A 24455-nucleotide genomic window follows, 5' to 3' on the forward strand; every position below is an offset into this window, starting at 1 on the left:
TCGATGAGCCCGATCCGACCGGGTAGGTTGAAATTCCGACCGCCAGCCCCACTATCCCATCGCCATTCCCATTCAGGAGAGTTGAATACAAACACTTGGTGAGCAAAAGCAGGAGGTTCGATGATGGACATTCGTTCTGACGACTTTTACCCCACCCGCCTTGAACGCCCGCAATCCAGCTTCGAGCGGCTGGACCCGGTGATCCACAGCCCACAGGGGATCCACACCCCGGGGCCTTTGAGCGAAACCGAGCTGGCCCGCTATGACCGGGACGGCTTCCTGGTGATTCCCAACTTTCTTGACGAAGCCACCGTCCGGCGCTTCCGCGACGACCTGCGCGGCTACGAGAGCGACGACAGCGTGCTGTCCGCCGAGGGCACCATCTGCGAGCCCGGCAAGCAGGAAATCCGCTCCATTTTTGGCATCCACGAGCTCTCAACCCGCTTTGACCGGCTCACCCGCGACCCGCGGCTGCTGGACATGGTGCACCAGCTATTGGGCAGCGACGCCTACATTCACCAGTCCCGCATCAACTACAAGCCCGGCTTCCACGGCAAGGGCTTCGACTGGCATTCGGATTTCGAGACCTGGCACGCCGAGGACGGCATGCCGCGGATGCGCGCGGTCAGTTTCTCCATCACCCTGACCGACAATACCCCCTTCAACGGGCCGCTGATGCTGGTGCCCGGTTCCCACCGCACCTTCATCCCCTGCGTGGGTCGGACTCCCGAGGACCATTACCATTCGTCGCTGAAGAAGCAGCAACTGGGGGTGCCCAGCGATCAGCAACTGCAACAGATGATCAACCGTCATGGCATCCAGGCCCCCACCGGCGGCCCCGGCTCGCTGATCATCTTCGAGTGCAACACGCTCCATGGCTCCAACGCCAACATGTCGCCCTGGGCACGCAGCAACCTGTTTTTTGTCTATAACAGTGTGGAGAACCCGTTGGTTCAGCCGTTCTGCGGCAACCGGCCGCGGCCGGAGTTCCTCGGTAACCGGAGCCAGTGTGAGGCACTGGTGCCCATTCACGACGACACCTTATCCAAGGTGAGCTAGGGCCATGACATGATGGACAGCTGGCGCCGGCATCGATGGCGCAACCGGCTACAGACGCTGGTGCTGATAAGCACCCTGATGGGGATCACCATGCTGGCGGGCTGGTTGTTGCTGGGGGTGAACGGTGCACTCGTGGCGGTGCTGACCTGCATCCTGGCGCTGCTGGTACAACCGACCGCCGCCTCGCGACTGACGCTGTCGCTGTACCGGGCCCGCCCCATCGGCTACGGCGACGATCCGGCACTGATTCAGCTGGTGCGCCAACTGGCCCGACGGGCCGGGCTCGAGGCCACGCCGGCGCTCTATTACGTACCCAGCACCGCGGTTAACGCCTTTGCCGTCGGCCATCGCGACAACGCCGCCATTGCGCTGACCGACGGCCTGCTGCGCTCGCTGTCCGGGCGGGAGGTGGCGGCGGTGCTGGGCCATGAATTGGCCCACATTGCCCATGACGATCTGCGGGTGATGGGCATGGCAGACGTGCTCAGCCGCCTCACCAGCATGGCCGCCCTGCTGGGCCAGATCCTGCTGGTGTTGCTGTTGCCCTGGTGGTTGGCCGGGCTGGTGGATCTGCCGGTGCTTGGCCTGGCGCTGCTGATCCTGTCGCCCCATCTGGCCCTGCTGGCGCAACTGGCGCTGTCACGGGTGCGGGAATTCGACGCCGACCTGGACGCGGTACGGCTGACCGGGGACCCCCGGGGCCTGGCCTCGGCGCTGGTGAAGATCGAGCACACCACCCGCTCCTGGCGGTCCTGGTTGCTGCCAGGCTGGGGCAATCCCCAGCCGTCCTGGCTGCGCACCCATCCCGCCACGGAGGATCGGGTCCGCAGGCTGCAGGCCCTCAGCCAGGAACAGGCCTACCGGTCCGATCTGTCCGGTCAGTGGCTTCGGCGTCCGGGACCGCCGCCGCCACGCTGGTTCCCCGGCGGCGGTCACTGGCGGTAACGCCGCCCCTCGTCCGCCATCGTCTGGCTGTCCTCGTAGGCATCGCGAGCCGGTTAACTGGCCGTAGGGCCAAGCTTACACTACTGCCCAGGCCCGTTCGCCTTGAGAGCCCATTGGACGGCCGCGCACGCCAGACGGCACAGGACAGGGTGCCGCCTCGCCATCCTTAACACACGGTCATCTCCTTCGTGGCTTGAAACTTCGCCAAGTGACCCTATCAGAAAATTCGGCGGTTTCTTAATCGCCTGATCGGTATGAACAAGTGATAGAACGATTTGCTGAAGAGCCACCACAAACAAGACAGCGGCGCTTTGGCTGCCTGCCGGCTGTCGTCAAGATCCGGATTGTTGTGGCTCGTGCTGCAAAAGCGGAGTATTCCAATGATCCAAGTGGAGAACCTGACTCGCCGGTACGGCGATTTCACTGCGGTGGACAAGGTCTCGTTTTCCGTGGCCCCGGGTGAGGTTGTGGGGCTGCTCGGGCACAACGGGGCCGGCAAGACCACCATCATGAAGATGCTCACCGGCTACCTCGAGCCCACCGAGGGACGGATAACCGTGGACGGCCTGGACATCGGCCAGGACCCGTCGGCAATCCAGTCAAGGATCGGCTACCTGCCCGAAAACTGTCCGGTCTGGCCGGAAATGACGGTCATCGACTTCCTCAACTACCAGGCCGCCTTGCACCACATCCCCACGGCTGATCGCCACCGCGCCATTGCCAGGGCGATCCGGCGCACCGACCTCACGGATAAGGCAACCAGCCCCATCCAGACCCTGTCCCGGGGTTACCGGCAACGGGTGGGGGTGGCCCAGGCCATCCTGCATGACCCGAACATCGTGATTCTGGATGAGCCCACCAACGGCCTGGACCCCAGCCAGATTCACCAGATGCGCTCGCTGATCCGGGAACTGGCGACAACCGCCACCGTCATTGTCTCCACCCATATCCTGCAGGAGGTTCAGGCCGTCTGCGAGCGGGTGATGATCATGCGCTCCGGGCAACTGGTGGTGGACAAACACCTGGACGAACTGCGGGAAACCGATCGCATCCGCCTGGTGACCGGCGCCGATGCCCGCCCCGTGCTCGAATCGATCATTCTGCCGGAGTCGGTGCAAGCCGCCCCCTCCACCGGCGACCAGCGGTTCGAATACCACTTCCACGCCGAAGAAACCCGGTTGCCCAGGATCACCGACGAGCTGGTTGCAGCCAATATCCCGGTCTATGCGCTGGCACCGGAACGTCGCGACCTGGAACGGGTGTTCGCCGAAGTGAACGGGGAGGTGGTTCATGACTGATTGGTTGAACGTTGCCCGCAAGGAATTCCGGGCCTACTTCGCATCACCGGCCGCCTACCTGTTCCTGGGTCTGTTTGCGGCCGCCTGCCTGTTTGTCGTGTTCTGGGGCGAGGCCTTTTTCGCCCGCAATGTCGCCGACCTGCAGCCCCTGTTTGACTGGCTGCCGTTGTTGCTGATTTTCCTGATTGCCGCGCTCACCATGCGCAGCTGGTCGGAGGAGCGACGGGCCGGCACCCTGGAGAACCTGCTCACCGCCCCGGTGTCCCTGTGGCAACTGGTGTTCGGCAAATTCCTGGCGGCATTCGGGCTGCTCTGCGTGGCGCTGCTGCTGACCCTGCCGCTGCCGATCACCGTTGCACTGCTTGGGCCGCTCGATGCCGGGCCGGTGATCGGGGGCTATGTGGCCACCCTGGTCCTCGGCTCCGCCTACATTGCCATCGGCCTGTTCACCAGCAGCCGCACCGACAACCCCATTGTCGCCCTGATGGTCACGGCGGTGATCTGCGGCCTGCTCTACCTGATCGGCTCCCCCCTGCTCACCAGCCTGGCCGGTTACCAGCTGGGGCATTTCCTGCAGCTGCTCGGTACCGGCAGCCGGTTTGACGCCATCACCCGGGGTGTGCTGGATTTGCGGGATATTTACTATTACCTGTCGCTGACGGCGGTCTTCCTGGCCGTCAACGTGTATACCCTGGAAAAGCTTCGCTGGACCGGCAATCCGGCCTCCTCGGCCCACCGACGGTGGAAGGGCATCACCGTCCTGCTGGTGGTCAACCTGCTGGCCGCCAATCTGTGGCTGCATCCGCTGGATGCGGTGCGCCTGGACCTGACCGACAATCGCCTGTACACCTTGTCGGAGGTAACGGAACAGCAGTTGGCCCGACTGAACGAACCGCTGCGAATCACCGGCTACTTCTCCGAGAAGACCCACCCGCTGCTGGCGCCGCTGGTTCCTCGCCTGCAAAGTCTGCTGGAGGAGTATGCCGTCCGGGGCGGGGCCAATGTCCGCGTGGAGTTTGTCGACCCCACCAAAAACCGGGAAGCCGAGGAAAACGCCGCCCGTCGCTTTGGCGTGCAACCGGTCCCCTTCCAGACGGCAAGCCGGTATGAGTCGGCCATCGTCAACTCCTATTTCGATGTGGTCATCGCCTACGGCGATGACCACGAACGCCTGGGCTTTCGCGACCTGATCGAGGTCAAGGCCAGTCAGGAGAGCGACCTCGCCGTGGCCCTGAACAACCCGGAGTACGAGATTACCCGAGCCATCGACCGTCTCGCCCGCCACTACCGATCCGGCGGCGATACCTTCGCGATGGTGGAGGAGCCGGTTACCCTCAAGGCCTGGGTGTCACCGGCGAGCCAACTGCCGGGCGACCTGAAGGCCTTTCGGGGCCACCTGGAGTCGGTCATCGCGACGCTGGAAGCGCGAGGGGGCAAGCAGTTCTCGGCCACCATCGAGAACCCGGACGCGGCAAACGGCCAATTGGCCGATCGGTTGGTGGAGGAGTACGGCTTCAGTCCCCTGGTGGCCAGTCTGCTGGATCCACAGCCCTTCTGGTTCCACCTGGTACTGGCAAGTGGCGACAACCGGGTGCAGATTCCACTGCCGGCGACGCTGGACGAAAGCAGCCTGCAAGCGGCCATGGATGACGGCCTGAAACAGCTGGTGCCCGGCGCACTGAAAACCGTGGCCTTGGCAACCCCACCCGGCACCCGTTTCCGCGGGGGCGATTACCGGTCGTTGCGTTCCACGCTGGAGGAGAACCTGCGCGTGGTCGAGGCCAATCTGGCGGAGGGCCAGGTGCCCGCCGGGACCGATCTGCTGTTGGTGATGCGCCCCAGCGACCTTTCCGAGAAGGCCCTGTTTGCCATCGACCAGTTCCTGATGCGTGGCGGTCGGGTGGCGATTGCCGCCTCGCCCTACGCGGTCACCCTCGGACAGGGGCTCTCGGCCCGCACCCAGAAGACCGGGCTTGCCGACTGGCTGGCCCACCACGGGGTCGGCCTCAGCGAATCGCTGGTGCTGGATCCGCGCAATGCCGCCCTGCCCGTGCCCCGAACCCGCAACGTGGGCGGCCTGACCTTCCGTGAGATCCAGATGATGCCCTACCCGTTCTTCGCGGACTTGCGCGGGGAGCAACTGAACCGGGCACACCCGGTGACCGCGGGCCTGCCGGAGCTGATTGTCAGCTGGCCATCGCCGCTGACGGTGGACCGTGAAGAGACCCGCGAGCTGGAGGTGACCCGCCTGCTGACCACCTCCGACGGTAGCTGGACCCAGGACCATGGGGACATCCTGCCGGATTTCCAACGCTTCCCCGAAAGTGGGTTCGCCTCACCGAGCGAGCGGCAGGCGGAGCTGGTAGCCGTCGCCCTGTCCGGCCGGTTCGACTCCTGGTTTGCCGACCAGGACTCGCCCCTGCTGGACGCACCCCAGGCCGGCGAGGACGCAGACTCCGCTGATGGGGCTGCCCAAGGTGGCGAAGCGCCCGCGACTCGGACCGCCGCCGACACCACGGTGGCAACGTCGGTGATCCGCAGATCCCCCGAATCGGCCAAGCTGCTGGTGGTCGGCAGCGGTTCGTTCGCCTCCGATACCATGCTGGACCTGGTCTCCCAGAGCCTGGGCACGGTTTACAGCGCGCCGCTGACCTTTATCCAGAATGCCGTGGACTGGTCGCTGGAAGACCCCGCCCTGCTGGCCCTGCGCGGGCAGTCCCGCTATGCGCGCACCCTGGCACCGCTGACCCGACAGCAGCAGCTGGCCTGGGAGTACGCCAATTACGGCCTGACTCTGGCCGGTCTGGCGATGATCGCCCTCTGGCGAAAGCGGGTCAGGGCCAGTGACCGTCGTCGCTACCAGAAGATCCTTGCGGAGGTATCGTGATGAAAAAGCTGATGAAACAGCCCATCAAGCTGCTGTCTGCTGTCCTGATGGTTCAGTTGGCGCTAACCGGTATTGTCTGGAGCTCGGCCGCCGATACCGACGGGGGTACAACCGGCCCGCTGGTGGCGGAGCTGGAGGGGGTGACCGCCATCACCCTGGCGGATCCGGAGGAAGGGACACTGACCCTGACAGGGACCGGCGAAGACTGGCTGCTCTCTGGCGACGACGTTGAGGCAACCCGGGCCGACAACGCCAAGGTCACACAGCTCATCGATCGCATCTCGACACTCAGCCCGGACTTTCCGGTTGCCCGCTCCGACCAAGCGCAAGAGCGGTTCAAGGTGGCCGAAGACGCCTTTCGTCGCCGGCTGACCCTGGATAAGGCCAATGGCGATGTGGTCACGCTGCTGGTGGGTACCTCGCCGGCCATGGGCGAAAGTCACGTCCGGCTGGTGGGAGAAGCGGCCATCTACCGGGTGGCGTTGCCGGTGTATGACTTGCCGGTGGATGAGAATCACTGGAAAGCTCCGGCAAAGGACCTGGACGAGGAAAACGGCGCGGAGGCTGAGTCCGGGTCCGATTACGCTGACCCGTCAAGGGACGACACTCCGCCCACCGGCGAGTAGCAGAACCAGCAACTCCCATGGCCCGGACTGGACGGTCCGGGCCTGCCACCTTCCAGCCTTCGAACCTGCCGGCATGCCATACCCTGCTGGGATAGCAGGTCCTCCGGCGACGCCAGCGATCGTTTACCTTGTCCACGGCCAGCGCCTGCGCACCAGGGCGTTACCGTACGACGTCACTTGCCGATGCAGAAGCTCGAGAAGATCTTGCCCAGCAGGTCGTCCGGCGTCATGGTGCCGGTGATCTCGCCCAGCGCATCCTGGGCCGCGCGCAGGTCCTCGGCCAGCAGTTCGCCGGCGCCGTAACCCGACAGTTGGCTTTCGCCCTGCACCAGTGAAGCCCGGGCCCGCTCCAGCGCGTCCAGGTGACGGCGGCGGGCGAGGAAACCGCCTTCGGTGGTGCTGGCGAAGCCCATGCACTGTTTGAGGTGATCCCGCAGGAGCTCCAGCCCGTCGGCCGACTTGGCCGCCAGCCGGATCACCGGGGCGGCCGGGTTGTCCACCAGGCCCACGGTCTCGCCGGACAGGTCGACCTTGTTGCGGATCACCGTCACCGGGGCAGAGGCGGGCAGGTGATCGATGAAATCCGGCCAGATGGCGTGGGGTTGGGTTTCGCCGGTGGTGGTGGCATCCACCATCAACAGGATGCGGTCGGCCTGGCGTATCTCCTCCCAGGCGCGGGCGATGCCGATCTGCTCCACCTCGTCGGGGCTGTCCCGCAGCCCGGCGGTGTCGATGATGTGCAGCGGCATGCCGTCGATGTGGATGTGCTCCCGCAGGACGTCCCGGGTGGTGCCCTCAATGGCGGTGACGATGGCCGCCTCGCGCCCGGCCAGGGCATTGAGCAGGCTGGACTTGCCCGCATTGGGCCGGCCGGCGATCACCACCTTCATGCCGTCCCGCAGGATGGTGCCCTGCTGGGCCTCCGCCAGGATGGTGTCCAGGTCCGCCATGATCCCGTTGAGATCGTCCGCCACCTTGCCATCGGCGAGGAAATCGATCTCCTCCTCGGGAAAGTCGATGGCGGCCTCGACGTAGATCCGCAGCTGGGTCAGCGCTTCCACCAGCACATCGATACGGCGGGAGAACTCCCCCTGCAGGGAACGCACCGCGCAGCGGGCGGCCTGCTCGGAGCTGCTCTCGATCAGGTCGGCGATGGCCTCGGCCTGGGTCAAGTCGAGCTTGTCGTTGAGGAAGGCGCGCTCGGAAAACTCCCCCGGCCGGGCCAGCCGTGCGCCCCGACCACACACTTCCCGCAGCAGCAGGTCGAGGATCACGGTCCCGCCGTGGCCCTGCAATTCGAAGACGTCTTCGCCGGTGAAGGAATGGGGATTGGGGAAAAACAGCCCGATGCCTTCGTCGATCACCGTGCCGTCGGCCTGCAGGAAGGGGCCGTAATGGGCATAGCGTGGCCTGGGTTCGTAGCCCAGCAACTGGCGGGCAATGCGACGGGCATCCGGGCCGGACACCCGTACGATGCCCACCCCGGCCTGGCCGGGGGCGGTGGCAATGGCGGCAATGGTGTCGGTGTGGTGGTTCATGGGCATTCCTCAACCGGGCTCAACGCACAGAGGCTCCGCAATGGGAGCCTCTGTGGATAAGTCGACGGGGCCACGTCCGTCGTCAGGATTTCCTGGCAGCGGCCTGTGCCTCGATGTTGCGGGTAATGTACCACTGCTGGGCGATCGACAGAATGTTGTTGACCAGCCAGTACAGCACCAGACCCGCCGGGAACCACAGGAAGAACACGGTGAAGACCAGCGGCATCATCTTCATGATCTTGGCCTGCATGGGATCCGGCGGCGAGGGGTTCAGGCTCATCTGCACGAACATGCTGGCGCCCATCAGAATCGGCAGGATGAAGTACGGGTCCATCACCGACAGGTCGTGGATCCACAGCATGAACGGCGCGTGACGCAGCTGGACGCTCTCGAAAAGCACCCAGTACAGGGCGATAAATACCGGCATCTGCACCAGGATCGGCAGACAACCACCGAGGGGATTGATTTTCTCCCGCTTGTACAGCGCCATCATCTCCTGGGACATGCGCTGACGGTCATCGCCATAGAGTTCCTTGAGGCGGGTCAGCTGCGGCGCCACCGCCCGCATCCGGGCCATGGAACGGTAGCTGGTGGCGGAAAGGTGGAAGAACACCCCCTTGACCAGCACGGTGAGCAGGATGATGGCCACCCCCCAGTTGCCGACGATACCGTGGAACCACTCCAGGATCAGGAACAATGGCAGCGCAATGAAGAACAGGAAACCGAAGTCGACGGTGCGGTCCATGTTGGGCGCCACCTGTTCCAGGCGATCGATGATCTTGGGGCCCACGTAAGCGGTGGCGCCGACTTCGCCGGTTTCACCGGGGGCCACCACGGTCGCCGGGCTGACAAATCCCATCACCGCCAGATTATTGCGGGTTGTGGTCTGGAACTGGGCCGGCTTGTCGCCCTCCGGTACCCAGGCGGTCAGGAAATAGTGCTGCAGAAACGCCAACCAGCCATTGGTGACGGACTGGTTGATGGGGCTTTCCCGCAGATCCTCAAAGTCATACTTCTCGTAAGGGTCTTCCGGGGTGCTGACCACCATGCCGAGGAAGGCCTGAATGCCCAGGCTGTTCTGGGCGGTGGGATCCGGCGCCCGGTCGCGGACGATCTTCCCGGAGAAATTCCCTTCCCAGACGCTGTCGGACCGGTTGTCGATCAGGTAACGAACGTCAATCTGGTAGCTGTCCCGGAGCAGACGGTACTGCTTGGTGACCTTGACGCCGCTGTCGGCGGTGAACGTCAGGTTAACGACCAGTTCGTCCTCGCCTTCGGCCAGCTGGTAGGACTCGGCGCTGGCTCGGTAAACCGGGGTTGCGCCATTGCGACGGCTGTCGAAGCCATGCTTGCCGATCAGGCCACTTTCCAGGACATAGGTACGGTTGCCGGAACTGCGCAGAAGCTTGAGCGGTTGACCACTGTTCAGGGATTCGTCGTAGTCGAGCAAAGCCGCTTCCACCAGATTGCCACCGGCCAGGTCGATCTTTAGCGACATGACGTCGGTGGTCACCGTAACGAGCTGGTCACTGACGGTGCTGTCTGCGCCGTCGCTGGTGCCCAGATCGGTGGTCCGGCTCTCCGGGGTGGTGAACTCCTCGGTGGAGGCTGAGGACGGTGTCCCGGTCATGGCGGGCTGGCCCTGACCAGATTCGACACTCTGTTCGGTCGCCGGTTGGGTTGACGGCTGGTGATAGTCCTCGTTCCAGGCCAGTACCATCAGGTAGCTGACAATCGCCAGGCCGGCAAAGAGTACAAAGCGTTTGATATCCATAAACCTACTGTGTCGTCTGGTTTGCGTTTACAGGGTGGGGGTGTACCCGTTGAGATTGCTGGTCCGGGGACGAAGCACATGGGCACTGGGCTGCCGGCACCGGATCATAGCCGCCTTCAGCCCAGGGGTGACAACGCAGCAATCGTCGGATGGCCAGCAGCATACCAGACAATGCGCCATGTTGTTCGATGGCCTCGAGGGCGTATTGGGAACAGGTTGGGTAGTGACGGCAATGATTCGCCATCAGGGGACTGATCGCGTACTGGTAAAAGCGAATGGGCAGAAGCAGCAGTTTCCGCATTAACCCGTTCCTTTTTCGACACCAGTCGGGTGATCGGTGACAGTCGAGGACGTACGGCCGTCGGGTGCCTGGCTTTCGGGGATGACCTTTGGTGCTTTGCGCTTCAGGCGTTGCCAGAGGTCATTGAGGATACCGTGAAGCCTGGGGTTCTCGACCTGGGCAAGACCCTGCCGGCCTAGGACAACGATGTCCATGGCCGGCAGTCCGTGCTGTTGCCGGAAGGTTTCCCGCACCAGCCGCTTGACCCGATTACGTTGTACGGCCAGCTTGAGGTGCTTCTTGGCGAATATCAGTCCGACCCTGGCGTGCCCCAGGTCGTTGGGGGTTGCCAGCAGTAAAAAGTGCCGGTGCGATACTCGAACCCGAACGTTCTCGAAGACCTTGCTGTAATCCGCGGGACGCAATAATCGCGCTGTCTTGGGAAACGCCAAGGCCTTCATGGCAACAGCTTAACAGGGCTTATGCGGACAGACGCGCACGACCCTTGGCACGGCGACGAGCCAGAATCTTACGGCCGTTGGCAGTGGCCATGCGGGCACGGAAACCGTGGGTGCGCTTACGCTTCAGTACGCTCGGTTGAAACGTTCTTTTCATGGTGATGCTCTCACGTTACGAAAATTGGAAATCAGTTGCTGGCTGCAAAATGAACAGTCAAAACAGGAGCGGCATTCTATGCAAACTGGCGGGCTAATTCAATGGGGGAATGGAAAGTCTTGGTGGGGTTGTGCCAGTTTTTGGCCCGGGCCTGCTCGTTAATAACATCATTAGGTCTTTTGGAATTCTTTTAAAAGATTATTTATTACTGTTATTAGGCACCAGGGTTTCTGTGGATAAGCCATTTTTTGGTAATATAAACAAAAATTTAAGCCCGTGATAAGGTCGTTGACCAAGCCCGCTCAGGCCTGTGGGTAACTGCCGGGCGAAATGGGGACAAATCGCCTCGCCGGGAAAAGTCCGAGTTTTCCACTGATTCTTACCCCCTCCCGTCACAGGGTTGTGGGCAGTGTGTTCACACCCTTCTGTGTATAACTCCCTAAACATATTTTTCTGTACACAACCCTGTAGGTAAGTCTGCATGTTGTTGAAAAGTAAAAGGATATATTTCCACAGGGTGTTAATGGATAGGCGGTTGGGCTTTTATTGACAGGCCCTGGCGAGGTAGAATCCGGCATTACTTTTCATGGGTTCCTCGAGTCCGGCACATCGGATAGAAGGACGGTATCTGGCATCGGAGGCAGGCGTCGTGCCGCAGACTATTTGGCATCAATGTCTTGAAGTACTCCGGGACGAGTTTCCGGCGCAACAGTTCAACACCTGGCTAAGACCCTTGCAGTCTGACCACCGCGAAGGTCAGCTGATGCTGTTCGCACCCAACCGGTTTGTGATGGATTGGGTGAATGAAAAGTATCTGCGCCGTATCGAGGAGGTGATCAAGGACCTGCAGGGCGGCCAGGCCCCCCGTATCCATATGAAGGTGGGGTCGGCGCCAAAGGTCGATGACGAGCCGGTTGCCCGGTCACCGGTGGAGAATGTCCGAGGGCGTCGGGTGGCCGAAGCCAATGACGTGGACTCGGTGACCGAGGAGGAGAAAGGCGTCGCCGCGACCCTGGCGGAACCCAAGGTCACGCCGAAAAGCGAATCCGATCGCCGCTCCGTGCAGGTGGAAGGGGACATCAAGCACCAGAGCTTCCTCAATGAGGGCTTTACCTTCGAGACCTTCGTGGAGGGGAAGTCGAACCAGCTCGCGCGGGCGGCGTCGATGCAGGTGGCGGAAAATCCCGGCGGCGCCTATAACCCGCTGTTCCTCTATGGCGGTGTGGGTCTGGGCAAGACCCACCTGATGCACGCCATCGGCAACGAGATCGTCCGTCGCAACGCCGGTGCCAAGGTGGCCTACCTGAGGTCGGAGCGGTTTGTGGCGGACATGGTCAAGGCCCTGCAGCTCAACGCCATCAACGAATTCAAGCGCTACTACCGGTCGGTGGATGCACTGCTGATCGACGATATACAGTTCTTTGCCCGCAAGGAGCGGTCCCAGGAGGAGTTTTTCCACACCTTCAACGCGTTGCTCGAAGGCGGCCAGCAGGTGATCGTGACCTGTGATCGTTTTCCGAAGGAAATCGTGGACATGGAAGAGCGGCTCAAGTCCCGGTTCGGCTGGGGCCTGACGGTGATGGTGGAGCCGCCGGAACTGGAGACCCGGGTAGCGATCCTGATGAAGAAGGCGGAGCAGGCGAACGTTCGGCTTAGCAGCGAGGCCGCGTTTTTTATTGCCCAGAAAATCCGGTCCAACGTGCGAGAGCTCGAGGGGGCGCTTCGACTGGTGATAGCGAATGCTCACTTCACCGGCTCGGAGATCACCCCACCGTTCATTCGCGAGAGCCTCAAGGACCTGTTGGCGCTGCATGAGAAACAGGTCAGCATCGACAACATCCAGCGCACGGTGGCGGAGTATTACAAGATCAAGGTGGCGGATTTGCTGTCCAAGCGTCGGACCCGCACCGTCACCCGGCCACGGCAGGTGGCCATGGCCCTGTCGAAGGAACTCACCAACCACAGCCTGCCGGAGATCGGTGAGGCCTTCGGGGGGCGGGATCACACCACGGTGTTGCATGCCTGCAAGAAAATCGTGGAATTGCAGGAATCGGATCCCAACATTCGCGAAGACTATCAGAACTTCATGCGGCTGCTGACCACCTAGGCCGAAGCCGTCAACGAACCGTTATCCACAGATTGTCATTAACCGATAAGAAGCCGAGTGCGAGCCATGAGACTGACCATTAGCCGCGAGTCCCTGCTGACGCCACTGCAATCCATTGCCGGTGTTGTCGAAAGGAAACAGACCATGCCGGTGCTTTCCAACGTGCTGTTGGAGGCAGAGGACAATACCCTCACCCTGACCGGTACCAATATGGAAGTGGAGCTGGTTGGTCGCGTGACACCGGTCCATGTCGACCAGCCCGGCAAGATTACCGTACCCGCCCGCAAGCTGGCGGACATCGCCCGGGCGCTGGGTGACGAAGCACCGATCGAACTGGCCCTGGAGGGCGACCGCCTGCACCTGCGCTGTGGCGCCAGTCACTTCACCCTCTCCACCCTGCCGGCGGAGCACTTCCCCAATGTGGAGGACGAGGCGGAAAGTTTCCGGCTGGAACTGCCGCAGAAGGAGCTCGGGCGCATGCTCGACGCCACCGCCTTCGCCATGGCCCAGCAGGATGTCCGTTACTATCTAAACGGGCTGCTGCTGGAAGTGGACAGTGATCATGTGCGTACCGTCGCCACCGACGGTCATCGCCTGGCGATGGCCCACATGGAACTGGCCACCGGCTGCCCGGAATTGCGTCAGGTGATCGTTCCGCGCAAAGGGGTGCTGGAACTGGCGCGCCTGCTGGATGACGTCGAGACGCCCGTGACCCTGGTGATCGGCGACAACCACCTGAGGGCCACCGTCGGCGCGTACACCTTCACCTCCAAGCTGATCGAGGGCAAGTTCCCCGATTACAACCGGGTGATTCCCCGCGGCGGCGACAAGGTGGTGCTGGCGGACCGGGCCACCCTCAAGAACACGCTGCAGCGCGCCGGCATCCTGTCCCACGAAAACATCCGCGGGGTTCGGCTGAACCTGGCGCCCAACCAGCTCCAGGTATTTGCCAACAACCCGGACCAGGAACAGGCTGAAGACGCGCTGCCAGTGGAGTACCAGGGCGAATCACTGCAGATCGGCTTTAATGTAGGCTATCTGGTGGATGTGCTGAACGCGCTGGACGACGACCAGGTCAAGATTACCCTGGCCAATCCCAACAGCAGTGCGTTGCTGGAGGCACAGAACGATAATCGCTGCCTGTACGTGGTCATGCCCATGCGTCTGTAATGGGTGACCCAGTCACGGCAGCCGGAGCGAACCGGGGTATCGGAAGGTGGTGCCGGTCGGCCCACCGATTGAGAGTCGCAGAGGACACATGTTTAAAAGGAAGGCACTCATGGCAGCAGTGACAAATTCCATCAAGGGCGCGTTTCGCATTGGCCAGACCCTGTCCGTGCTGGGCCGGACCGGTCTCAACTGGGTTCGGGGCGACCGCCCGCCGACCCCAAGGCTGCTGCGACAGACGTTCGAATCCCTGGGCGCGACCTACATCAAGCTGGGCCAGTTCATTGCCAGCTCACCCACGTTCTTCCCCAAGGCCTACGTCGAGGAGTTCCAGTACTGTCTCGACAAAACCCCCAGCTTGCCGTTCAGCGTGATCCGCAAGATCATCGCCGAAGAACTGGACCGGCCGATTGACCAGGTGTTTGCGGAGATCGATCCGGTCGCCCTCGCGTCCGCCTCCATCGCCCAGGTCCACGCCGCCAGACTGGTGACCGGAGAGGATGTGGTGATCAAGGTGCAGAAGCCGGGGGTGGAGAACATCCTGCTCACCGACCTCAACTTCCTCTACCTGTCCGCCCGGATCCTCGAGACGCTGGCGCCGAAACTGTCCTGGACCTCCCTGTCCGGCATTGTCGAGGAAATCCAGCGCACCATGATGGAGGAATGCGACTTCATCAAGGAGGCCAACAACCTCAAGGTGTTCCGAGAGTTCCTGCACAACACCCACAACGAAGACGCCACCGTGCCGAGGGTCTACGAGCACTGCAGCACCCGCCATATCCTCACCATGGAACGCTTCTACGGCGTGCCATTGACGGACCTGGAGAGCATCCGCGGCTATGCTCGGGACCCGGAACGCACCCTGATCACTGCCATGAATACCTGGTTTGCCAGCCTGACCCAGTGCGAGTTCTTCCACGCCGATGTTCACGCCGGCAACCTGATGGTCCTCAAGGACGGTCGCATTGGCTTCATCGACTTCGGCATCGTCGGCCGGATCAAGCCCGATACCTGGCAGGCGGTGTCCGATTTCATTTCGGCAGTGATGGTCGGCAACTTCGACGGCGTGGCCGATGCCATGATCCGCATCGGCATCACCCGCGAGACCGTGGTGGTGGCGGACCTGGCCGACGATCTGCGTCGCCTGTACCAGCAGATGGACCGCATGGTCCCGGATCAGGTGCCCTACCAGGCGGACCAGGCCGAGGATGACGTCAACAACATCCTGATGGATATGGTCAAGATCGGTGAGAGTCACGGGCTCCATTTCCCCCGGGAGTTTGCCCTGCTGCTCAAACAGTTCCTCTACTTCGACCGCTACGTTCACATCCTCGCCCCGGAAATGGATGTGTTCATGGACGAACGGCTGAACATGCTCCACTGAGCCTGGATCGACTCCCGCGAACGCCCGGCGCTATGTCGGGCGTTTTGGTTTGTGGGCACCTGGATCAGGCCGAGGTTTGTTGTCGGCCTGGGGAACTCAGAATCGGGCCGGTTCCATCCAGCCGTTGTTTGGTCTAGGTAGAGCGGAGCTTTGAACCCGGCGGCCGGTCACCTCACCCGGGACGTCCACCTCCCCCTCTCTTCCGGCCTCACCGACTCCGGAGCGAGTGCCGGGTCATCGGACCGTACCGCACGGTTTCTCGTCCGCCGCCGTGTTGGTGCTTTGGCCAGCATCGGGGGAGTCTGCCTCGACCACCGTTGCCCGAGCTTGAAGACGCGTCCCGGGCCCCAATCTGTGACCCGTCCGGTCCCTATCGGTCGTGGGCCCAGGGCCGGCGACAGGCACGCCGCACTGGCGCCCCACCCGAGAGAACCCCGTATTTAGCCGTCGCCATTCAGCCACTGCTTTTGTACACTGGAGCGGCGCCCGCGCTGCCCGGCAGGTGCACCCGATACACTACTGTCTCCCCGTTTCATTCCCGGACCCCTATGGCGCTGGTCAAGCTGCAAACCGAACACTTCCGAAATCTCTCTGGCGAGGCTGTAGCCTTCTCTCCTTCCTTCAATCTGATCTACGGGGAGAATGGCAGCGGCAAGAGCAGCCTGTTGGAAGCCATTGGTTACCTGGGGCTTGGCCGGTCGTTCCGGATCAGTCGTCATCAGGCGGTGTGCCGCCACGGCGCGAGTCACTTCACGGTCTTTGGCGGATTGAAAGAGGGTAATCCGGGCGAATCGACACACGAGCAGGAGGGGCGGCTGGATCACCGGGTCGGGTTCTCCCGCCAAGTTGCGGATAAGGAGACGCTGCTCAAAGTCGACGGCGAGGCGGTGCGTAGCCTGTCTGCCCTGGCCCGGTTGCTGCCGGTGTCGGTCATCGACCCAGGGGTGTTCGATATCGTCGCCGGCGGACCGGGCAAAAGGCGCCAGTTTGTCGACTGGTCTGTGTTCCACGTGGAACCTTCCTTTGCGCAACTGTGGCAACAGTGCCAAAGAGTCACTTCACAGCGCAACCAGGCGCTGAGAAATGGTAGAATAGATCAATCCCTGCTCCGGGTGTGGGACACCCAGTACGTTGCGCTGGCAGGCCGGGTAACCGAGGCGCGTCGATCCGCGATGGGATTGTTTCAGCAAGCCTTCGAGGACCTGCTGGTTGAAGTGGACACGCCTTGGGTGGATGGCCTGAAGCTCGACTTCTACCCGGGCTGGGATATCAGGCGGCCCCTCGACGAGGTACTGGCAGCCCAAAGGGAGCAGGAACTGCGGATGGGGCACACGCTTTACGGCCCCAATCGGGCCGACCTGAAGCTCAGGTTTCAGGGCCGCCCCGTTGCCGAGACTTTTTCCCGCGGTCAGCAAAAGACCCTGGTGATTCTGATGAAGATCGCCCAGGGAATGGTGTTGTCTCGCCTCGGCAAGCAGGTCACGTTTCTGCTCGACGATATCAACGCAGAACTGGATGCGGACCATCGGGCCATGCTTGCCCAGAAGCTGTACGACTTGCGGTGTCAGGTCTTCATGACCTCCATCGAGCAGCCCCGTCCGCAACAACTTTGGCGGGAATCCATGCCGGAATTCCGAGTGTTCCACGTGGAACATGGCAGGTTGACGGAAGAATAAGATCAGCGCTTTAGGAGCGTCCGAATGAGCGAATCGAGTTACAACTCCTCCAGTATTAAAGTCCTCAAGGGCCTGGATGCGGTCCGTAAGCGGCCCGGGATGTACATTGGTGATACCGACGACGGCACCGGTCTACACCACATGGTCTTCGAGTTGGTGGATAACTCCATTGACGAAGCGCTGGCGGGTTACTGTTCTGAGATTGGGATCGTGATCCACCCGGACGAGTCCATCACCGTTCGCGACAATGGCCGGGGCATTCCGGTGGACATGCATGAGGAAGAAGGCGTGTCCGCGGCTGAAGTCATCATGACGGTGTTGCACGCCGGTGGTAAGTTCGACGACAACACCTACAAGGTGTCCGGGGGCCTCCACGGGGTGGGGGTATCGGTGGTCAACGCCCTCTCCTCCACCCTCAAATTGACGGTGCGTCGGGCCAACAAGGTTCACGAGCAGACTTACACCCACGGTGTGCCCAATGCGCCGCTGGCGGTGGTCGGGGATACCGATCGCAGCGGCACCGAAGTGCACTTCATTCCTTCCGCCGAGACCTTCTCTAACATCAAGTTCCACTACGACATCCTGGCCAAACGGCTGCGGGAACTGGCTTTTCTCAACAGCGGGGTGCGAATCCGCCTGCAGGACGAGCGTTCCGGCAAGGAGGAGATCTTTGAATACGAGGGCGGCCTGAGGGCGTTCGTGGAGCATCTGAACACCAACAAGACACCGATCAACCAGGTGTTCCATTTCAATCGCGAGCGGGAGGATGGCATTGCCGTCGAGGTGGCGATGCAGTGGAACGATGCGTTCCAGGAAAACATCTTCTGCTTTACCAATAACATTCCCCAGCGGGACGGTGGCACCCATCTGGCCGGCTTCCGTACGGCGCTCACCCGTTCCCTGAACAATTACATCGAGCAGGAGGGGTTGGGTAAGAAAGCCAAGGTTTCCACATCCGGTGACGACGCCCGGGAAGGCCTGACGGCCATCATCAGTGTCAAGGTGCCGGATCCGAAGTTCTCCTCCCAGACCAAGGACAAGCTGGTGTCCTCGGAGGTGAAGTCGGCGGTGGAACAGGAGATGTATCAGACCTTCAGCGACTTCCTGCAGGAGCGTCCGAACGAAGCCAAACAGATCGTGAACAAGATGATCGAAGCGGCCCGGGCGCGTGAGGCGGCCCGTAAGGCGCGGGACATGACCCGTCGCAAGGGCGCCTTGGACATTGCCGGTCTGCCCGGCAAACTGGCGGACTGTCAGGAGAAAGACCCGGCCCTCTCCGAACTGTTCATTGTGGAGGGTGATTCCGCGGGGGGCAGCGCCAAGCAGGGCCGGGAGCGTCGCACCCAGGCGATTCTTCCCCTCAAGGGTAAGATCCTCAACGTGGAGAAGGCCCGCTTCGATAAGATGCTGTCCTCCGCCGAGGTGGGCACCCTGATCACCGCCCTGGGTTGTGGCATCGGCCGCGAAGAGTTCGACCCGGACAAGCTGCGCTACCATTCCATCATCATCATGACCGATGCGGACGTGGATGGCTCCCACATCCGTACCCTGCTGCTGACCTTCCTGTTCCGCCAGATGCGGGAAATCATCGAGCGTGGCCATGTCTTCATCGCCATGCCGCCGCTGTACAAGGTGAAGCGGGGCAAGCAGGAGCAGTACCTGAAGGACGAGAAAGCCAAGGAGGCCTACCTCACCCAGACCGCCCTCGAGGGTGCTCAGCTGTACGTCAACCCGGAGGCCCCGGCAATCAAGGATTCCGCCCTGGAGTCCATGGTCAAGGAATACCAGGCGGTGATGGCAATGATCGACCGCCTGTCCCGGGCCTACCCGGCCAAGGTGCTGGCGCAGATGCTGCTGGCCCCTACCCTGCGCAGTGAGGACCTGAAGGACGAAGCTGCGGTCACCCGTTGGGTGGGTGGCCTGGGGGATAACCTGGACCTGGACACCAAAACCGGAACCAAGTATGTGTTCTCGGTGGAAAAGGACGAGGAGCGCAAGCTCTATCTGCCCAAGGTGGTGATCTACATCCACGGCATTCCCCACAGCCACGTGTTCAACCACGAGTTCTTCGAGTCGTCGTCCTACGCCGCCATTGCCCGCATGGGCGAGACCCTCAGCGGCCTGATCGAGGACGGCGCCTACGTCCAGCGGGGCGAACGCAAACAAGCGGTGCTGTCCTTCGAGGGCGCCCTGGCCTGGCTGATGAAGGAGGCCCAGCGGGGGCTCAACATCCAGCGCTATAAGGGACTGGGCGAGATGAACCCGGAGCAGCTGTGGGAAACCACCATGGACCCGGAAACCCGCCGGATGATGAAGGTGACCATCGAGGACGCCATCGCCGCCGACCAGATCTTCACCACCCTGATGGGGGACGACGTGGAGCCGCGCCGGGACTTCATCCAGACCAATGCGCTGGAGGTGACCAACCTCGACGTTTAACCGAGTTCCAGGGCCGGCTGCCACCGACAGCCAGGTAACCAGGCGGAATGACCCCGACGGGCATTCCGCTTTTTTTTTTGCCCGAACCGCAGGCTGCAAAACCGGGCATCCTCAGGCCCCGGCAGAGGGCGGTTTGGGGCCGGATAGGCCGATGGGGGGCGTTCGCAATAGGCCGGTCAGAGGGGGCGAGAGAGGGGGTGCCGGGGCCCTTGCCAGCGCCGTTGACAACGAACAAGTGGGTCTGTGGTTGGCCTTCGTGTCTAACCGGCCGGAACCAAAAAAGGCAACCCGGTGGGTTGCCTTCAGAGCTATTTGGTGGAGGACCGGTCGCTGGCCGGATCTTGGTGCTGATGCAGGTGCGGCGACATCACCTCTTCCAGGGTGTAGCCGGTGAGTCGCCGGATGCTGCGCCAGAGGTAGTAGAAGATGGCGATCATCATGATCATCGAGGGGATGGCAATCATCGGGTAGCTGACCAGGGTCATCCGCCCGAGCTCCTCGTTGAAGGCCTGGGTGCCGGAGGGGCTGGTGACGATCCATTTGGCCAGGATGTAGTTCATCGCGGAGGAAAAGAAGAAGGTTCCGCTGAACAGGTAACTGGCCTTGAGCAGCCGGGCCTCGAACTCCGCTTCGTTATTCTGGCGGACCAGCGATGCCTGGATCTTGTCCACATCGAGGACCGACGGATTGTACAGCAGCGTGCGCACCAGGGGATACTGGGTACGGGTGGAGACCAGCACCGCCAGGCCAATCACCAGCGGTACTGCCGCCTCCTTGATGGCCAGCCACTGGGCATCCAGCTCCATCAGGCCGATACCGCCGGTCAGTCCCACACTGATGATCCCCAGCACCGCAATGAAGTTGTACTTGCGGTACCGGACCAGTTCAAACAGGCCCCACCCCAGCGGAAACGCCAGCCCAATGATCAAGGCCCAGGTGCTGCCCAGGTAGGCGTCACCACTGAACTTCATCAGGATGATCGAGGGAATGACAATGCTGACCAGCAGGTCAATCCAGGGCCGGGGCTTGTGGGTCGGAACAGTCGACTGCGGGTTGCTCATAGTGGGGCCTGTTGGATTACGGTACATGACGAACAGAATGAAAGCATCGATACGAGTGCTGATCAGTATACGATGCCAACCGGGGCGACCGAAGCGGCAAATTGTGTCGGTAATGTAAGCACGCGGGGAATCGGATCAGCGCCCGCCGGGCTCTGCTCGATCGGCACTGCCGATGTACAGGAAGTTGGTGAAGTGACGACCGGGTCCTCCCAGTTGCACGGTGGTCTCGATGGACACCATGGCGTCGGAGTCGGTGGCATAGAACCGCGAGGCATATCCGTCGGTGTCGCCGCCGCGCTCACGCCAATCGCCCTGTGCCTGCCAATTATTCCCCAGGCAGGCCTTCACGGAGTTCAGGGCGGATTCATGCCGTTGTCTGGCGATCTGGAGATCGGGATTGGTCACCGAGCACAAGTAGGCGGAATCGCCGACGCCCCAGTTCCAGATCTGGCAGTGGCCGGTGATAAGCTCAGTCGTCGCCCGGTACACCGTGCCGGTGGCAAAGTTGTCCCCCTTGCCCCGGTGGTTCGCGAAGCCATTGGGGTAGTCGGCGATCAACCCCTGCAGGGTGGCACAAGGATCCTCGGTGCCCACTGTTACCTCCGACGTGGTGGTACAGCCAAGCAATCCCAGGGGAAGCACTGCGAGTAGGGAAAATCGGGTGGTAGCTGGCATAACGGGTGGTGTCCCTTTCCTAGTGGCTCCTGACGATCACGACATCACTGGCGTTTGTGCAAGTGTAACGCGGAATACCGGCCTTGTGACGGCACAAGGGTCACAATGTGATGTTGACTGGAAAAGGGAACTGACGGGAAGGGAAATGGTCGGCGTGAGAGGATTCGAACCTCCGACCCCTTCGTCCCGAACGAAGTGCGCTACCAAGCTGCGCCACACGCCGAATCACGGCCGGTATTATACGTATCTGAGTCGGTTTTGCCAGTCCCCTGAGCAGGAAATTACTCAGCCGCCGGATTGCAGCAGACTGTCGGTGAAGGCGGCCAGGTCGTCGTAGACCCGTACGCCGGGTAAGGGACGCTCCTTCAGGTGTTCCTCGGTCTCCCGGCCGTTGCCGGTGCACACCAGACAGGGCTGGCAACCGGCCGCCAGCGCCGCTTCCAGGTCCTTGCGACTGTCCCCCACCATGACGCTGCCGGCCAGGGACTCCAGTTCGAAATGAGCGCGGATCTGCTCCAACAGGCCGGTGTGGGGCTTGCGGCAAAGGCAGCCTTCGTCGGGGTGGTGGGGACAATAGGCGATCCAGTCGATACGCCCGCCAAAGGGCTTGAGCAGGGCACACAGCTTGTCGTGCATGGCCTCGAGGGTGGCGCTGGAGTAATAGCCCCGGGCGATGCCGGACTGGTTGGTGGCGATGGCGATACGGTAGCCGGCGACGGAGAGCCGGCCGATGGCCTCCAGACTGCCGGGAAGGGGCAACCACGCTTCCGGCGAACAGATGTAACTGCCGTCGTAGTGGTTGATGACCCCATCCCGGTCCAGGATGACCAGCATCGCGGTGTTAACTGGCCGTCGGCAACAGCGAAATGTCGGCCACCCGCAGGAACAGGTTGCGCAGACGGTTGAGCAGCGCCAGCCGGTTGTTGCGGATGGCCTTGTCGTCGGCCATCACCATGACCTCGTCGAAGAAGCTGTCCACCGGCGCCCGCAGGCTGGCCAGCGAACTCAGCGCCGCGGCGTAGTCGCCCTGTTCGAACAGCGGCAGCACCCGGTCGGCCTGGGCGGCGACCTGCTCCGCCAGCGCCTTCTCGGCGGCATCCTGCAGCAGGCTGCTGTCGACGGCTTCGCCCACACCATCGCCGCCCTGCTTGGTGAGAATGTTGGAGACCCGCTTGTTGGCCGCGGCCAGCGCCTGGGCTTCCGGAAGCTGACGGAAGGCCTCCACCGCCTTGACCCGGCGGTCGAAGTCCAGCGGGCGGGTAGGCCGACGGGCGTGCACCGCCAGGTACACCTCGGCACCGATACCCTGTTCGTCATAATGGGCCCGGAAGCGCTCGAGCATGTAGTCCACCACCGTGGTCGGGGTGTCCTGCTCGGTGAGCACGGTGAAGTTCTCCGCCGCCCATTGGCAGCAGGTCTGCAGGTCCAGCGGCAGCTCCCGTTCGATGATGATGCGCAGTACCCCCAGGGAGGCGCGACGCAGGGCAAACGGGTCCCGGGTGCCGGACGGCGGCTGGTTGATGCCGAACAGCCCCACCAGGGAATCCAGCCGGTCGGCGATGGCCACCGCACAGCCGGTCAGGGTGGTGGGCAGGTCGTCGCCGGCGAAGCGCGGCATGTACTGTTCGTTGAGGGCCTGGGCGACGTCTTCCGGCTCACCGTCGTTCTGGGCATAGTACTGGCCCATGATGCCCTGCAGGTCGGTGAACTCGAGCACCATCTCGGTGACCAGGTCGGTCTTGGCCAGCATGGCGGCGCGTTCGGCCAGGGCCGGGTCACTGCCGATGGCGTCGGCGATCCGGCGGGCCAGCGCGGCCACCCGCACCGACTTGTCGTAGATGCTGCCCAGTTTTTCCTGGAACACGATCGGCTTGAGCCGGTCGATGCGGTCTTCGAGCCGGGTCTTGCGATCGGTGTCGTAGAAGAAGGCGGCGTCCGCCAGGCGGGGCCGGATCACCTTCTCGTTACCGGAGATTACCTGGGCCGGGTCCTTGCTTTCGAGGTTGGCCACGGTGACGAACAGGGGCAGCATGCGGTCGTTGCTGTCCACCACGTGGAAGTACTTCTGGTGCTCCTCCATGGAGGAGATCAGGGCCTCCGCCGGCACCTCCAGGAACCGCTCCTCGAATCGGCCCAGCAGCGGTACCGGCCACTCGTTGAGGGCGGTGACCTCGTCCAGCAGGTCGTCATTGATGACTGCCCTGCCCTGGGCCTCCTGCTCGGCGATGGCGGTGACGCCTTTGCGAATCACCTCCCGGCGTTCGGCGAAATTGGCAATCACCCGCCCTTCTTCACGCAGCACCACCTCGTAGTCGCCCGGGGTGGGAATGATCAGCGCCTTGGGGCAATGGAAGCGGTGACCCCGGGTCTGGTTGCCGGGCGTCAGGCCCATGATGGGGGTGTCGATCACCTTGTTGCCGTACAGCAGCACCAGCCAGTGCACCGGACGGACGAACTCGGTGCGGTGGGCGCCCCAGCGCATGCGTTTGGGAATCGGCAACGCCGCCAGCGACTGTTCGATCAATTGCGGCAGCAACTCGACGGTGGGCTTGCCCTGCTCGACGGTGCGGTACACCACCCAGGCGCCCTTGTCGGTCTCCAGGGTGTCGAGCTGGTCGGGAGTCACCCCCAGGGAACTGGCGAAGCCGTTCAGGGCCCGGGTGGGGTTGCCGGCTTCGTCGAACGCCGCCTTGACCGCCGGCCCTCGCTTTTCCAGTGGCTTGTCCGGCTGGGCGTCGGCCAGGTCGCGGACCCGCACCGCCAGACGACGGGGTGCGGCGAAGGCTTCCACCGAACCATGGTCAATACCGGCCTCGTCGAGGCCCTTGGCAATGCCCTGGGTAAACGCATCGGAGAGGGTTTTCAGCGCCTTGGGTGGCAGCTCTTCGGTACCCAGTTCGACCAGAAAATCCTGTGTTGCCATG

At 62.6% G+C, this 24455-nt stretch carries 19 protein-coding genes and 1 tRNA gene; 10 read left to right on the forward strand and 10 right to left on the reverse strand.

Translation table 11 applies throughout. From position 1 onward, the window contains the following. Positions 1 to 123 precede the first annotated feature (123 nt). The 5 genes from thpD (at position 124) to R3175_RS07765 (ending at position 6815) form a co-directional block, all read left to right on the forward strand. Positions 124 to 1059, forward strand: coding sequence for an ectoine hydroxylase (thpD, locus tag R3175_RS07745; RefSeq protein ID WP_318943691.1), 936 nt, complete (start codon positions 124 to 126; stop codon positions 1057 to 1059). Between the two features lie 9 nt (positions 1060 to 1068). Continuing rightward, positions 1069 to 2004 carry a zinc metalloprotease HtpX gene (locus R3175_RS07750; RefSeq protein ID WP_318943459.1) on the forward strand — a complete coding sequence of 312 codons (936 nt, stop codon included), beginning with the start codon at positions 1069 to 1071 and terminating at the stop codon, positions 2002 to 2004. A 380-nt stretch (positions 2005 to 2384) separates the two neighbouring features. Next, positions 2385 to 3302 carry an ABC transporter ATP-binding protein gene (locus R3175_RS07755; protein WP_318943461.1) on the forward strand — a complete coding sequence of 306 codons (918 nt, stop codon included), beginning with the start codon at positions 2385 to 2387 and terminating at the stop codon, positions 3300 to 3302. Further along, positions 3295 to 6189 (forward strand): Gldg family protein, encoded by a 2895-nt coding sequence (locus R3175_RS07760; protein ID WP_318943463.1) that lies wholly within the window; start codon positions 3295 to 3297, stop codon positions 6187 to 6189. Before R3175_RS07755 ends, R3175_RS07760 begins: the two co-directional genes overlap by 8 nt. Continuing rightward, a complete protein-coding gene (locus tag R3175_RS07765; protein ID WP_318943465.1) occupies positions 6189 to 6815 on the forward strand; it encodes a DUF4340 domain-containing protein in 627 nt (208 codons plus the stop codon). The genes R3175_RS07760 and R3175_RS07765 overlap by 1 nt, the downstream gene beginning before the upstream one ends. A 173-nt stretch (positions 6816 to 6988) precedes the next feature. On the opposite strand, the gene mnmE is transcribed toward R3175_RS07765, so the two are convergent. From mnmE to rpmH, 5 genes are all read right to left on the reverse strand, one after another. Continuing rightward, on the reverse strand, positions 6989 to 8353 hold the full coding sequence (gene mnmE / locus R3175_RS07770) for a tRNA uridine-5-carboxymethylaminomethyl(34) synthesis GTPase MnmE (protein ID WP_318943467.1): 1365 nt from the start codon (positions 8351 to 8353) through the stop codon (positions 6989 to 6991). 82 nt (positions 8354 to 8435) lie between these two features. Beyond that, a complete protein-coding gene (gene yidC / locus R3175_RS07775) occupies positions 8436 to 10127 on the reverse strand; it encodes a membrane protein insertase YidC (protein WP_318943469.1) in 1692 nt (563 codons plus the stop codon). A gap of 4 nt (positions 10128 to 10131) precedes the next feature. After that, the gene (gene yidD / locus R3175_RS07780) at positions 10132 to 10428 is read right to left on the reverse strand and encodes a membrane protein insertion efficiency factor YidD (protein WP_318943472.1); all 297 of its coding nucleotides are present in this window, start codon (positions 10426 to 10428) and stop codon (positions 10132 to 10134) included. Continuing rightward, complete coding sequence (gene rnpA, locus R3175_RS07785) at positions 10428 to 10868, reverse strand: ribonuclease P protein component (RefSeq protein ID WP_318943473.1); 441 nt, start codon at positions 10866 to 10868, stop codon at positions 10428 to 10430. Before rnpA ends, yidD begins: the two co-directional genes overlap by 1 nt. Before the next feature lie 19 nt (positions 10869 to 10887). After that, a complete protein-coding gene (gene rpmH, locus R3175_RS07790; protein WP_091812379.1) occupies positions 10888 to 11022 on the reverse strand; it encodes a 50S ribosomal protein L34 in 135 nt (44 codons plus the stop codon). A gap of 649 nt (positions 11023 to 11671) precedes the next feature. On the opposite strand from rpmH, the gene dnaA reads away from it, so the two are divergent. The 5 genes from dnaA (at position 11672) to gyrB (ending at position 19795) form a co-directional block, all read left to right on the forward strand. Then, positions 11672 to 13129, forward strand: a complete 1458-nt coding sequence (gene dnaA, locus R3175_RS07795) for a chromosomal replication initiator protein DnaA (RefSeq protein WP_318943481.1) — start codon at positions 11672 to 11674, stop codon at positions 13127 to 13129. Between the two features lie 66 nt (positions 13130 to 13195). Continuing rightward, positions 13196 to 14299 (forward strand): DNA polymerase III subunit beta, encoded by a 1104-nt coding sequence (dnaN, locus tag R3175_RS07800; RefSeq protein ID WP_318943483.1) that lies wholly within the window; start codon positions 13196 to 13198, stop codon positions 14297 to 14299. 109 nt (positions 14300 to 14408) lie between these two features. Then, entirely contained in the window at positions 14409 to 15680 is a 1272-nt protein-coding gene (locus R3175_RS07805; RefSeq protein ID WP_318943484.1) for an AarF/ABC1/UbiB kinase family protein, read from the forward strand. A 548-nt stretch (positions 15681 to 16228) separates the two neighbouring features. After that, complete coding sequence (recF, locus tag R3175_RS07810; RefSeq protein WP_318943486.1) at positions 16229 to 17356, forward strand: DNA replication/repair protein RecF; 1128 nt, start codon at positions 16229 to 16231, stop codon at positions 17354 to 17356. A gap of 24 nt (positions 17357 to 17380) precedes the next feature. Next, entirely contained in the window at positions 17381 to 19795 is a 2415-nt protein-coding gene (gene gyrB / locus R3175_RS07815) for a DNA topoisomerase (ATP-hydrolyzing) subunit B (protein ID WP_318943488.1), read from the forward strand. A 308-nt stretch (positions 19796 to 20103) separates the two neighbouring features. Here gyrB and R3175_RS07820 read toward each other — a convergent pair whose 3' ends face one another. From R3175_RS07820 to glyS, 5 genes are all read right to left on the reverse strand, one after another. Continuing rightward, positions 20104 to 20856, reverse strand: coding sequence for a VC0807 family protein (locus tag R3175_RS07820; RefSeq protein WP_318943492.1), 753 nt, complete (start codon positions 20854 to 20856; stop codon positions 20104 to 20106). Between the two features lie 135 nt (positions 20857 to 20991). Continuing rightward, entirely contained in the window at positions 20992 to 21531 is a 540-nt protein-coding gene (locus tag R3175_RS07825) for a hypothetical protein (RefSeq protein WP_318943494.1), read from the reverse strand. Positions 21532 to 21677: 146 nt separating this feature from the next. Next, positions 21678 to 21754, reverse strand: a tRNA-Pro gene (locus R3175_RS07830). Between the two features lie 62 nt (positions 21755 to 21816). After that, positions 21817 to 22365: a D-glycero-beta-D-manno-heptose 1,7-bisphosphate 7-phosphatase gene (gmhB, locus tag R3175_RS07835; protein WP_318943495.1), complete on the reverse strand. Its 549-nt coding sequence runs from the start codon at positions 22363 to 22365 to the stop codon at positions 21817 to 21819. 7 nt (positions 22366 to 22372) lie between these two features. Then, entirely contained in the window at positions 22373 to 24454 is a 2082-nt protein-coding gene (gene glyS / locus R3175_RS07840) for a glycine--tRNA ligase subunit beta (RefSeq protein WP_318943498.1), read from the reverse strand. Position 24455 lies beyond the last annotated feature (1 nt).

Origin of the sequence: Marinobacter sp. (assembly GCF_033722735.1) — a bacterium.
Classification (GTDB): Bacteria; Pseudomonadota; Gammaproteobacteria; order Pseudomonadales; family Oleiphilaceae; genus Marinobacter.